General features: G+C 65.8%; 10 protein-coding genes. 8 read left to right on the top strand and 2 right to left on the bottom strand.

Features of this window, described 5'->3' with window-relative positions; all coding sequences use genetic code 11:
• Positions 1-6 precede the first annotated feature (6 nt).
• The 7 genes from mvk (at position 7) to ABZ382_RS29315 (ending at position 7,587) form a co-directional block, all read left to right on the top strand.
• Complete coding sequence (gene mvk, locus ABZ382_RS29345) at positions 7-969, top strand: mevalonate kinase (protein ID WP_357095456.1); 963 nt, start codon at positions 7-9, stop codon at positions 967-969.
• Positions 966-1,982, top strand: coding sequence for a diphosphomevalonate decarboxylase (mvaD, locus tag ABZ382_RS29340; protein ID WP_357095453.1), 1,017 nt, complete (start codon positions 966-968; stop codon positions 1,980-1,982). Before mvk ends, mvaD begins: the two co-directional genes overlap by 4 nt.
• Positions 1,979-3,088, top strand: a complete 1,110-nt coding sequence (locus ABZ382_RS29335) for a phosphomevalonate kinase (RefSeq protein ID WP_357095450.1) — start codon at positions 1,979-1,981, stop codon at positions 3,086-3,088. The genes mvaD and ABZ382_RS29335 overlap by 4 nt, the downstream gene beginning before the upstream one ends.
• Positions 3,085-4,179, top strand: a complete 1,095-nt coding sequence (gene fni / locus ABZ382_RS29330) for a type 2 isopentenyl-diphosphate Delta-isomerase (RefSeq protein ID WP_357095447.1) — start codon at positions 3,085-3,087, stop codon at positions 4,177-4,179. The genes ABZ382_RS29335 and fni overlap by 4 nt, the downstream gene beginning before the upstream one ends.
• Before the next feature lie 22 nt (positions 4,180-4,201).
• Entirely contained in the window at positions 4,202-5,281 is a 1,080-nt protein-coding gene (locus ABZ382_RS29325; RefSeq protein ID WP_357095768.1) for a hydroxymethylglutaryl-CoA reductase, read from the top strand.
• Positions 5,282-5,286: 5 nt separating this feature from the next.
• The gene (locus ABZ382_RS29320; protein WP_357095765.1) at positions 5,287-6,453 is read left to right on the top strand and encodes a hydroxymethylglutaryl-CoA synthase; all 1,167 of its coding nucleotides are present in this window, start codon (positions 5,287-5,289) and stop codon (positions 6,451-6,453) included.
• 129 nt (positions 6,454-6,582) lie between these two features.
• The gene (locus ABZ382_RS29315) at positions 6,583-7,587 is read left to right on the top strand and encodes a ketoacyl-ACP synthase III (RefSeq protein WP_357095444.1); all 1,005 of its coding nucleotides are present in this window, start codon (positions 6,583-6,585) and stop codon (positions 7,585-7,587) included.
• Between the two features lie 49 nt (positions 7,588-7,636).
• Here the strand turns inward: ABZ382_RS29315 and ABZ382_RS29310 are convergent, their stop codons facing one another.
• Both ABZ382_RS29310 and ABZ382_RS29305 read right to left on the bottom strand, forming a co-directional pair.
• On the bottom strand, positions 7,637-9,007 hold the full coding sequence (locus ABZ382_RS29310) for a VWA domain-containing protein (protein WP_357095442.1): 1,371 nt from the start codon (positions 9,005-9,007) through the stop codon (positions 7,637-7,639).
• A gap of 27 nt (positions 9,008-9,034) precedes the next feature.
• Entirely contained in the window at positions 9,035-9,748 is a 714-nt protein-coding gene (locus tag ABZ382_RS29305) for a hypothetical protein (protein ID WP_357095439.1), read from the bottom strand.
• An 824-nt stretch (positions 9,749-10,572) separates the two neighbouring features.
• Between ABZ382_RS29305 and ABZ382_RS29300 the strand changes: the two genes are divergently transcribed.
• Positions 10,573-11,979: a selenium-binding protein SBP56-related protein gene (locus ABZ382_RS29300; RefSeq protein WP_357095436.1), complete on the top strand. Its 1,407-nt coding sequence runs from the start codon at positions 10,573-10,575 to the stop codon at positions 11,977-11,979.
• Positions 11,980-12,108: the final 129 nt, after the last annotated feature.

The following is a 12,108-nucleotide window of genomic DNA, read 5'->3' as shown; positions in this document are numbered from 1 at the left end:
TGACCGATGAGATCCACGGCCGTCGGCGCCGCGCGGGCGCACGCCAAGGCGATCCTGTGCGGCGAACACGCCGTCGTGTACGGCGCGCCCGCCATCGCGATTCCGATTCCGCAACTGGAGGCGACCGCCCACGCCGAATGGGGGACCGGTCCGGCCGACACCGTCGAACTGGTCGGGGCGGATGGGTCGCTCGTGGTCGGGCCGGACAACCTGACGCAGATTCTCCCCGCCTTCCGCAGGATTCGCGTCCGACCTGCGGATGCCGCGCGGGTCACGGTGCGATGCGGTATCCCGAGCCGGCGCGGGTTGGGATCCAGCGCGGCCTGCGCTCGCGCCGCGGCGGCTGCCGTGGCGGAACTGTTCGAAACTCGTCTCACCGACGACGAGTGCTTCGAATTGATCCAGGCCGCGGAAGGCATCGCCCACGGCACTCCCAGCGGGGTCGACGCGCGAGCGACCGGCGCGCAGGTCCCGATCTGGTTCGAGAGGGGCACCGCGACGGATCTGTTCGTCGACGGGGACGGCGTGCTGGTCGTCGCTGACAGTGGTGAATCCGGTGATACCCAGACCGCGATAGCGCGCGTCGGTAGGCATTTCCGGGGGAATGCCGGGGCCCGGTCATCTTTCGTGAAGGACTCGGCCTGGATTACCGGCAGGATCCGGCAGCGTCTGGCGGTCGGTGACCTGTCGGCGGTCGGTGAGTTACTGACGCGGAATCAGCTGTTGCTGAGCGAACTCCGCTTGAGCACCGACCACATCGACCAGCTGGTGGGCGCGGCGGTGCGGTCCGGCGCCTACGGCGCGAAGCTCAGCGGAGGCGGACTGGGTGGTGTCGTGATCGCGCTCGTTGCGTCGCATTCGCGAGCGGATCGCGTCGAGGCCGCGATGACGAAGGCCGGCGCAGTCGGCACCTGGCGCGTGGAACTCCGGCGGCGAGTCGATTTCCAGCAGACGAGGGCCGCACGATGAACGGAGCCTTCGATCCGACGATTCGTACCGCCATCGCGCATCCGAACATCGCGCTCATCAAGTACTGGGGGAAATTCGACGAGACGCTGGCAATTCCCCGCTCGGACAGCCTGTCGATGACACTGGATGTCTATCCGACGACCACGAGCGTCCGACTGGCTCCCGGAGCGGTGCGGGATACGGTGCTGTTCAACGGATCCCCGGCCGAGGAGGCGGAGCGATCGCGCATCGTCGCGTTCCTCGACCACATTCGATCGATCACGGGGCGCAGCGAACCCGTCGCGGTTGAAACGGCGAACACGGTACCCACCGGCGCGGGGCTCGCCTCGTCGGCGAGTGGATTCGCGGCTCTGGCGGTCGCGGCCGGCTCGGTGTTCGACCTGGAGCTCGATCCGATTGCCTTGTCTCGGGTGGCCAGGCGTGGTTCCGGCTCCGCATCGCGGTCTCTCTTCAGCGGATTCGCGGTTTGGCACGCGGGTCCGCGCACCGGCCCGGACGCTGATCAAGGATGCTTCGCGGAGCAGCTGGACTGCACGGCTATCGATCCCGCCCTGGTGATCGCGGTGGTGAACGCGGGACCCAAGAAGGTCTCGAGCAGCGCGGCCATGCGGCGCACGGTGCGAACTTCACCGCTCTACCCGGCCTGGGTCGAGTCCAGTGCGGACGACATGCGTGAGATGAAACGGGCGATCGCAACAGGGGATCTGGCGGCAGTCGGTGAGATCGCCGAGCGCAACGCGCTGGGCATGCACGCCACCATGCTGGCGGCTCGGCCGGCGGTGCGCTACTTGACCGCCACGTCGCTGGATGTGATCGATGCCGTGGAGCAGCTGCGGCGATCCGGCATCCTGGCGTACGTCACGATCGACGCCGGGCCGAACATCAAGATCATCTGTGAGCGTGGCGACGCTGCCTCGATCGCCGGTCGGATCTCCGCCCTGCACGAGTCGATTCGAGTCGTGTGCGCATTCCCGGGTCCCGGCGCCCGCCTGGTCGAAAGTGGTGCAGCATGATCGAGCGCTGCGCCCCGGGAAAACTGTTCGTCGCCGGGGAATACACCGTGACCGAGCCGGGCACCGAGGCGCTCCTCGTCGCGGTGGACCGCTTCGTTTCTGTGACCGCGACCGCGGGCTGTGGAGCGGATCGGACGGTCACGGTCGAGTCCGATATCGATGGCGGTACCGCCGCCTGTTTCGTCTCGGGCTACGGCGGGCAGCTGGTCGCCGCGGATCCTCGGCCGGCCGACGATATGGGTCCGGTGCGCGTGGCGCTCGGCGTCGTACAGCAACTCGTGCACGAAATGCGGCTGGCGACGCCACCGCTGGAATTGCGGATTACCAGCGAATTGCACCGTGCCGGTGTCAAGTTCGGGTTGGGATCCAGTGCGGCCGTCATGGTCGCGGTCATCGACGCCGCATCGGCGTACTACGGCTTGCAGTTGTCGCGTCCCGATCGCTTCCGATTGGGACTGCTGGCGAGCGCGCGGTTGAACCCGCGGTCCTCCGGCGGTGACATCGCGGCGAGCACCTGGGGTGGATGGCTTGCCTATCGAGCTCCGGATCGCACGGCATTGCTCGAGGAATACACCCGGCGCGGAGTCCTGCATATGCTCGCTGCCGACTGTCCGGGCCTGTCCGTCCAGCCGCTGCCGTCACCGTCCGGGGTGGCCGTGGAAGTGGGCTGGTCAGGGACACCGGCCTCATCGAACTCTGCGATATCCCGGCTCGATTCGGCTCGCGCGGGCAGCGTGGACCAGTGGCATGACCTCGTGGGCCGGCACCACGACATCGTCCGGGACTGCGTGGACGCGATCGAGAACGGCGATCGGATCGCATTGTTCGCCGGTGTCGAGCGATCGGGAGAGCTGCTGCGCACTCTCGACACGCTGCTGCGGACTTCGGTGTTCACGCCCCGACTGAGTTCGCTGTGCGAAATAGCCGACGCCCTGGGCGGCGTCGCGAAGCCATCCGGAGCCGGAGGCGGTGACTGCGGAATCGCGTTGTTCGACGCGGACACCGGACCCGACACGGCCGAATTACACGCACGGTGGAAAGCCGCGGGCATCGAACCGCTCGCACTGCGCATCGCCGTCCATCCCGAAGGAGACGAAGGCCGATGATCGGGTCTCGCAAGGATGAACACGTCTCGCTCGCGATCGGCCAGCGTCGGAACCCGCCGCCGGCGAGCGACTTCGACGACGTCGTGTTCGTGCACCACGCATTGCGCGGCATCAATCGCGAAGATGTCGTTCTGGATACCGAATTCGCCGGCGTGCACTGGCGGGCGCCGCTCTACATCAATGCGATGACGGGCGGGACCGCGAGGACCGGTGCGATAAACCGGGACCTGGCAATCGCTGCCCGCGAGACCGGGCTGGCGATCGCCACCGGTTCGATGAGCGCGTTCTTCGCGGACCCGGACACGGCCGCAACGTTCCGGATCATGCGGGAGGTGAACCCGGCCGGCTTCATCATGGCGAACGTCAATGCGACGACCAGCGTCGAGAACGCCCTGCGCGCCATCGATCTGGTCGCGGCGGACGCGCTGCAGATCCATCTGAACGCCATCCAGGAGATCGTCATGCCGGAGGGCGATCGCTCCTTCGCGGACTGGTCCGAACAGATCGCGCGGATCGCGGCCGCGGCGCCGGTGCCGGTGTTCGTGAAGGAGGTCGGATTCGGGCTGAGCCGGGAAACCGTCACCCACCTTCGAGATCTCGGTGTGCGCGTGGCCGACGTCGGGGGTCGCGGTGGCACCAACTTCGCCCGCATCGAGAACGACCGCCGGACGGCCGGTGAATACCGATACCTGGCGGACTGGGGGCAGTCGGCGGCGCAGTGCCTGATCGAAACGTATGACGTGCGGGACATCTCACTGCTTGCCTCCGGTGGCGTACGGAACCCGCTCGATGTCGCCCGGAGCCTGGCGCTGGGTGCTGTGGCCGCCGGGGTCTCGGGGAGATTTCTACAGGTTCTGGTGGAGGAAGGTCTGCCCACCCTCATCACCGAGATCGGCAGCTGGCTCGAACAGTTGACGTCATTGATGACGGTGCTCGGAGCGAATACGCCTGGGGCACTGCGGGATTGCGACCTAGTGGTCGTCGGCGGGCTTCAGGTGGCCTGTGCCGCTCGTGGGGTCGATCCGATTCGGTTCCGTGACCAGCGCCGGTCAGATCCGACGGGCGCAACCGGGACGCGTAGCGAGTCCTGAAACTACACAAGGGAGTTCAATCATGAATCCGGTTGCGGAACATCCGACCGAATCATCCGCCACGGCGGGTATACCGATGCGCTGGATCGGGCCGATCCGCATCTCGGGCAAGACGGCGGCGGTCGAGACGGAGGTGCCTCTCGCCACCTACGAAAGCCCGCTCTGGCCCTCGGTGGGCAGGGGCGCGAAGGTCTCGATGCTGGTCGCCGAGGGAATCGCCGCAACCCTCGTCGATGATCGGATGTCGCGATCGGTGCTCCTGGAAGCTCCGGACGCGGCGGCGGCGCACGCGGCGGCCGGCGAGATCGAAGCCCAACTGGAGGTTCTTCGCAAGATCGTCGCGGACCACAGCAGGTTCGCGCGATTGCTCGGGATGCATCACGAGATCGTGGCGAATCTGCTGTTCGTACGATTCGAATTCACCACCGGCGATGCGTCCGGCCACAATATGGCCACGCTGGCGTCCGACCTGCTGATGGAACATCTGCTGGCGGTCATGCCGACGCTGTCGTACGGCTCCATCTCCGGGAACTACTGCATCGACAAGAAGGCGAGTGCCGTCAACGGCATTCTCGGTCGCGGGAAGAACGTGGTGGCCGAGATCGTGGTGCCACGGACTGTTGTCGCGGATGTGCTGCACACGACCGCGGACAAGGTCGCCAGGCTGAACCTGCGAAAGAACTTCGTGGGCACGACGATCGCGGGCGGGTTGCGCTCGGCCAATGCGCACTACGCGAACATGCTGCTCGCGTTCTTTCTCGCGACGGGCCAGGACGCGGCGAACATCGTGGAGGGTTCGCAGGGAGTGACCTTCGCCGAAGACCGCGACGGCGACCTGTACTTCTCCTGCACGATTCCCAATCTGATCGTCGGAACCGTCGGGAACGGCAAAAGCCTCGATTTCGTCGAAGCGAATCTCCGGCGGTTGGGGTGCCGCGCAGACCGGGACGTGGGCGACAACGCACGCCGTCTCGCGGTGATCGCGGCGGCGACGGTCCTGTGCGGCGAACTCTCGTTGCTCGCCGCACAGACGAATCCGGGTGAGCTCATGCGGAGCCACCTTCGACTCGAGCGTAAACCTGAAGGGAGGGAGGCCAAATGACGGGCATGTTCACGGTCGGGATCCACGACCTGTCATTCGCCACCGGAAACTACGTGCTTGCTCACACGGTGTTGGCGGACCACAGCGGCGTCGACGTCGGCAAGTTCCACATCGGGATCGGGCAGGAACAAATGAGCGTCACCGCGCCGGACGAGGACATCGTCACGATGGCGGCGAGCGCGGCGGAGCCGATTGTCGCCGAACACGGCACCGTCGGACTGCGGACGGTGGTGCTGGCCACCGAATCATCGATCGATCAATCGAAGTCGGCGGGCGTCTACGTGCACGACCTGTTGGGATTGCCGACCGCCACTCGCGTGGTCGAACTCAAGCAGGCTTGCTACGGCGCCACCGCGGCTTTGCAGTTCGCGCTGGGCCTGGTTTGCAGGAACCCGTCCGAGCGGGTGCTGGTCATTGCCAGTGATGTCGCGAAATACGATCTCGACACCTCGGCCGAGGCGACACAAGGCGGTGCGGCGGTCGCGATGCTGATCACCGCCGAACCTGCCCTGGTTCGACTCGACCACCCCTCGGGTGTATTCACCGCAGACATCATGGACTTCTGGCGCCCCAACTATCGAGCCACGCCGATCGTCGACGGAAAGTCGTCGATCACCGCGTATCTGGAAGCGGTCGAGGGAGCCTGGAAGGACTATTCGGTGCAAGGCGGCAGACCGGCGAGTGATTTCGCCGCCTTCTGCTACCACCAGCCCTTCACGAAGATGGCGATCAAAGCACACCGGCATCTGGCCGAGTGCGCTGGGCTCGAAACCTCCGATGCGAGCCTGCTCGCGGCCGTCGGAGACACGCTGAGGTACAACCGGCTCATCGGGAACAGCTACACCGCATCCCTCTACCTCGCCTTGGCATCCTTGCTCGACGGCGACAGGGACCTGAGCGGGGCCGCGGTGGCGTTTCTCAGTTACGGCTCCGGAAGCGTTGCCGAATTCTTCAGCGGCACAGTCGTTCCCGGCTATCGAGATCGACTGCGGACGGCTGCGAATCACGCTGTGATCGAGCAGCGCGAACCCGTCGAATACCAGCGATACCGCGAACTACACGAATACGCGTTGCCCACCGATGGCAGTGAACGGATGTTGGCTCGAACCACCCGCGGCCGCTACCGCCTTGCCGGGGTGGCCGACCATAAGCGAATTTACGAGCGCCACTAACGGATTCGACGAGGATATGAGATGTTCAGAAACAGCACCGAGCCCGTCGGAAGCATTGACGAGCCGCACTGCTATTGCGGTTGCGAAGTAGTCCACCCCGCCGGCGGCGAAGGCGTCACGCCACATCGGATGGCGAGGAGTCCACGAGCCCGCCCCCAACCGGGGGCGGCGATCATCGGGACCGGTTCGGCGGTTCCGGACCGTGTCGTCTCCAACGCCGAGATCGGTCCTCCCGCCGGGGTGGACGCCGACTGGATCGTTCGAAAGACCGCCATCCTCGAACGTCGATGGGCGCGGCCCGACCAGGCGACCTCCGACCTGGCCACCGAAGCCGCTGCGGCCGCACTGCGGGATTCGGGGATCGTCGCCGAACAGCTGACGGTGATAGTGGTCGCGACATCGACGCCGGACCGTCCGCAACCACCGACGGCGGCCTACGTGCAACAGCGGCTCGGCGCGCCCGCCGCCGCCGCATTCGACATGAACGCCGTATGCAGCGGATTCGTGTTCGCTCTCGGAACCGTCGAAGCCATGATCGCTCGCGGCGGTGGTTACGGATTGGTCATCGGCGCCGACATCTACTCGCGCATCCTGAACCCCGCGGATCGCCGCACTGTCCCGCTGTTCGGGGACGGAGCCGGTGCCGTGGTCGTCGGACCCGTTCGTGGCCGACACGGCATCCGCGACTACGCGCTGCACACCTTCGGTGACTTGTCCCCGCTGATCGAAGTACCCGCAGGCGGCAGTCGCACGCCCTACACCGCGTCAACCGTGTTGGCCGGCTCGCACTACTTCAGGATGGACGGTCGTGGTGTTCGCGAGTTCGTCACGAGCCGTCTGCCGCAATTGATCAAGGAGTTCCTTGCCGACAGCGGCGTGGTCGCGGCGGATATCGCTCACTTCGTTCCGCATCAGGCCAACGGTGTGATGCTCGACGAAGTCTTCGCCGAGTTGAATCTCCCGAATGCCACTGTGCACCGCTCGGTACAGAACTACGGCAACACGGGCGCCGCCTCGATACCGATCACACTCGACGCGGCGGACCGCGGCGGGGCCCTGCAACCGGGCGACCTGATACTGCTGGCCGCCTTCGGCGGAGGCATGTCCGTGGGGCTCGCTCTGCTGACTTGGTGACGGTGTACCCAGTCAATCCCGCCCGGGGGTAGCGTTCGTCAGTCGGCATTCAGCGCAGAATACCCGCGCGGCGAGCGGACCCGATCCAGGTCGGAAACTCGCCGAGCAGCAGCTGGTACAGCTCGGAATCGGCGAGGGTATCGATATTGTCGACGGCGAAGAAGCCCGCATTGTCGACGACTCGGCCGTTCAAGGTGTCGAGCTTGCGGAGGATGCCGAAGTCGTTGCGGCCCAGTCCGATGAACTGCCAGAACGCGGGCAGGCTCGACGCCCTGCGCATGAGTGCGCTGATCTGAGCGCGATTGTGGAATCCGCCGTCGGTGAAAAACAGCACGAGGGTAGGGCCGTCACCGGCCCGCAAGGAATTGAGAATGTCCGTCATGACGGGGATCTCGTCATTGAATCCACCGATCTGCCGGTTGTAGTCGATGCCGCCGTGGGTTCCGGACAGGTGCAGGAAGGTCGCGCCCCACGCATCGGCTGTATCGACCGCAACGTCGGGCAGCTTCGCGAATTTGTTGCCATACAAATAGGTTTCGAGCTTGCCGTCGTCATCGAGCTGGATGGCGACCGGAATCATGCGCTCCACCACACGGTGCACGACCTTCTTACGGAACATCGCGTTCATGCTCCCGGTCTTGTCGATGACCAGGATGACTCGGGCGCGAGCCGGGCCGGCGCCCTTGGTCAGCAAGACCTTGGCGACCTCCCGCTTACGCAGGTCGAGCGTCTGCCGCTTCTCGAAGGACAACGTCGCCTCGCCCGCGACCGTGCGCACCCCCGACGGGTCCGCCGCAGGCGTCACGGGTACCGCCGGGCTGGATGCCGGGGAGTCGTCAACGGTGACACCGTGGTCGGTGACCAAGGCGGCGAATCCCCCGGCATACCCCTGTCCAACGGCGCGGACCTTCCAATCGGCACCGCGGCGGTACACCTCGACAGCGATGACTACCGATTCCGGCCCGAGTTGGTCGATGCGATACTCACACAACACGTTCCCGGCCTGATCGGTGACGACGGCCATCGGCGCCGGAAACTGTCCGAAGCTCGTGCGCTGATCATCGAGGGTGATGACGGTCCGTATCTGGTCGATCCCAGCGGGCACCTGCGCCAACGAGATCCGCAGCGCCCCGGCGACCAGGTCGGATCCCGGCGCGTGTGGCTGGTTGTAGAAAATGAAATCCGCATCGGAACGCACCCTGCCCGCCGCGGTGACCATCAGCGCCGACAGATCCGAGGCGGCGCTCGTCCTCACGGAAACGATGACATCGGGGACGTTCAGTGGCATGTTCTGCCCCTTGAGCAGCTGAACCGGTGTCATGTCGAATGCCCTTGTCCGTAAGCGGTTCCGTGAATGGATCGGGGCCCACCCTACGGCCGGATCGTGCACCCGTACACGGACGTCCACGATCCGGCGCAAATGGTCAGCGTCCCGCCATGCTGAGCGTCACCGCTTCTTCCGGCAGTACCAGGTGTAGGCATTTCCGGTTTCACGCAGCCCGGACACCGCGTTCGAGCCGTACTGATGCCGACACTGGTCGTCGATATCGATGCCCCCGGCACTGGTCTTGCCGTGCACGCATTCCCAGGTGAACGCGTTGTGTTCGTCGCGCACATGGGCTGTGGCGCCGTTGAATTTGCGGGCGCAGTAGTCGTTGAGGTTCAAACCGCCCAGGCTCGCATCGTTGCTCGGCGACTTCGAGTTCAGGCCGAGGTCGATCAGCGCCTCGGCCGTGTTCTCGACACAGCCGACCGCGAAGATGACCGCGCCGGCACCGTACTTCATCCAACCCGGCGGGACCGCCTCGACGAGTTCGGCCTCCTTGACCAGCTCCAAACTCCCGTGCAGGGAACAACCGGCGATGAGATCGACAACCGGCTGCGGGAACGGCTGGGGCTCCTGTCCCGGACCGATCCATTGCGGAATCCCCCAAACATCGCACCCATCACCCTTGGGACCGCCCTTGGGGACCATCGACTTCACCACGCAACTGCTGTGCAGGTGGGCAGCTTTCGTAGGTGCTGCGTGCGCGGGGACGCCGGTGAGTCCCAGCGCCGTGAACACCAAGACGAACGTCACCAATGCGGCACGCAGAACGTGTCGTGTCGGACCTGTCATCGATAAGCCCCGTTCTCGATACTCCCGAACATCCAGGGCCACCCGACTACCCGGACCGCGACGATCGTCGCTCTGCTGAGAGTAGCGGGGTCATTGCTCTCGCGATGGGGTCGAAAGTCACTGGGCTGGAACATATTTCGTTAACTCGGCGAATGGCAAACGGGGCGGTCGGAGGCATTCGTGTTGCCGCGTTCTGATAGGCGCTCGACCGCGCCGCACACAACGGGGTGGACGCATCAGTCGACGTGGCGTCCACCATTGGCCGGCGGCCGCGGAACAACGCGCGCTGTGAACGCCACTGTCGGACCTCGAGTCGTCCGCGCTGGTTGCCAACCGGCGGAGTGCATGTATTCGGTATCTGCGGTATTCCAGCGGATCTGGCCATGCCCTGGTGCCGCGGTCGGCGCGGGATGACGAAGGGCCAGGGGCACTGCAGACTCCAGACAGGGGTGGACGTAGGCACCCCGCTGTAGGACGCCCTGTTCTCGTCCGCCCCGCCGTGGACGGCACCCTGCGGGTGCTGCGCGCGGCCGCCGGAAGCGGCGTCGAACGGGTCGTCGTCACCTCTTCGGGTCGTAGAAATAGACCGAGACGCCGGTTGAGAAGGGTGAAACGCGGCGTGTTCGGAAATCTCGTAGCCTCGGTCCCGGTCAGAGTGCGGCACACCTAGATACCAGTGCGGGGCGCTACCGAGTCAGTCGACGACTGCGGTTGCAGCACTAACTAGCTGGTGGATCTACGTCGAAAGGCCGAGACTGGTTACTACCTGTCCGCGCCATTGCGACCACACGGGTCGCCCCACCTCGGATCCGTCAGATCGGGCGACGTGCGTGAGTCTCCGCCTATCGACACGAAGGAGGCTGGAAATGGATCACTCAGACTTGGACCCGACCTTCTATCGGAGCGCAGCGGAGGCGGCTGCCGCGCCACCGGAGCGGCTCGCGTACGTTGTTGCGTTCGACCGGGCGGCACAGCAGCCGGATGCGCTGTCGGTAGTCGATGTGGATCCGGGCTCGGCCACCTACGGCAGGGTGGTGGGCTGGACCGAGGTGCCCCACCTGGGCAACGAGCTGCACCATTTCGGCTGGAACGTCTGCAGCAGCGCGCTGAAGCACGAGGGCCACCGCATCGACGGGATGGCTCGGCGCTACCTGATCGTGCCGGGTCTGCGCTCGTCGCACCTGTACGTGTTCGACACCCAGCCCGACCCGCGTCGGCCCACCCTTTCCAAGATCGTGGACAGCTCCGAGCTCGCGGCCAAGGCCGGCTACTCCCGCCCGCACACGCTGCACTGCGGGCCGGACGGTGTCTTCATGACCTGCCTCGGTGGGGCAGACGGATCGGACGGGCCGGGCGGGATCGCGCTGCTCGATCACGGCACGTTCGATGTGTTGCGGCAATGGGAGACCGACCGCGGGCCGCAATACCTCGCGTACGACGCCTGGTGGCATCTCAACCAGAACACCCTGATCAGCAGCGAGTGGGGCACTCCGTCCATGATCGAGGACGGGTTGCAGCCGGAGTTGCTGCTGGCCAACAAGTACGGCCACGCCATCCACTTCTGGGACCTCACCGCCGGTCGACACCAGCAGCGGGTCGATCTCGGGGAACAGAACCAGATGGCACTCGAGCTGCGCCCTTCGCACGATCCGGACGCCACCTGGGGTTTCGTCGGCGTGGTGATCTCGACTGAGGATTTGTCGGCCTCCGTGTGGCGTTGGCACCACGACGATGGTGTGTGGGCGGTCGACAAGGTGATCACCATCCCGGCCGAGCCGGCTGATCCCGACCTGCTGCCACCAGCACTGAAACCGTTCGGCGCGGTGCCGCCGCTGGTCACCGACATCGACCTGTCGGTTGATGACGCATACCTCTACGTCTCGTGCTGGGGCACCGGGGAGCTCAAGCAGTTCGACGTGCGCGATCCGGCCAGCCCGAAACAGACCGCGTCCGTCCGGCTCGGCGGGATCGTGGGCCGCGCCGCCCACCCGGCCGCGCCGAACCAGCCGCTCGCGGGTGGCCCCCAGATGGTCGAGATCAGCCGTAACGGTCAGCGGGTCTACCTCACCAACTCGCTCTACGGCACGTGGGACGACCAGTTCTACCCGGATGGGGTCGGCGCCTGGATGGCCGTGCTGCACACCGATCCCGACGGCGGAATGACCATCGACGATTCCTTCTTCCCACACGACGAGGACTTTCGAGGTCTGCGGGTGCACCAGGTGCGCCTCCAGGGCGGTGACGCCTCCTCCGATTCCTACTGCTACCGCTAGCTAGACCGCCCCGCCGCCGACTCAACCCGATCTGGGCACGGCTCACTCGCCGCAGAGGTTTCCAGCGCGGTCCGCTTCAAAGCTGGATGTAGCGAGCGAGTCGGACCGGCCCGGCTCTCGCGTGGTGGC

Source organism: Nocardia sp. NPDC005825 (genome assembly GCF_040630175.1).
Taxonomy (GTDB): Bacteria; Actinomycetota; Actinomycetes; order Mycobacteriales; family Mycobacteriaceae; genus Nocardia.
This window is presented reverse-complemented; position numbering and strand designations above follow the sequence as displayed.

Excerpts from the sequence above, each read along its gene's own strand:
- mvk (WP_357095456.1), top strand. The coding sequence starts at position 7 with ATGAGATCCACGGCCGTCGGCGCCGCGCGGGCGCACGCCAAGGCGATC.
- mvaD (WP_357095453.1), top strand. The coding sequence starts at position 966 with ATGAACGGAGCCTTCGATCCGACGATTCGTACCGCCATCGCGCATCCG.
- ABZ382_RS29335 (WP_357095450.1), top strand. The coding sequence starts at position 1,979 with ATGATCGAGCGCTGCGCCCCGGGAAAACTGTTCGTCGCCGGGGAATAC.
- fni (WP_357095447.1), top strand. The coding sequence starts at position 3,085 with ATGATCGGGTCTCGCAAGGATGAACACGTCTCGCTCGCGATCGGCCAG.
- ABZ382_RS29325 (WP_357095768.1), top strand. The coding sequence starts at position 4,202 with ATGAATCCGGTTGCGGAACATCCGACCGAATCATCCGCCACGGCGGGT.
- ABZ382_RS29320 (WP_357095765.1), top strand. The coding sequence starts at position 5,287 with ATGTTCACGGTCGGGATCCACGACCTGTCATTCGCCACCGGAAACTAC.
- ABZ382_RS29315 (WP_357095444.1), top strand. The coding sequence starts at position 6,583 with ATGGCGAGGAGTCCACGAGCCCGCCCCCAACCGGGGGCGGCGATCATC.
- ABZ382_RS29300 (WP_357095436.1), top strand. The coding sequence starts at position 10,573 with ATGGATCACTCAGACTTGGACCCGACCTTCTATCGGAGCGCAGCGGAG.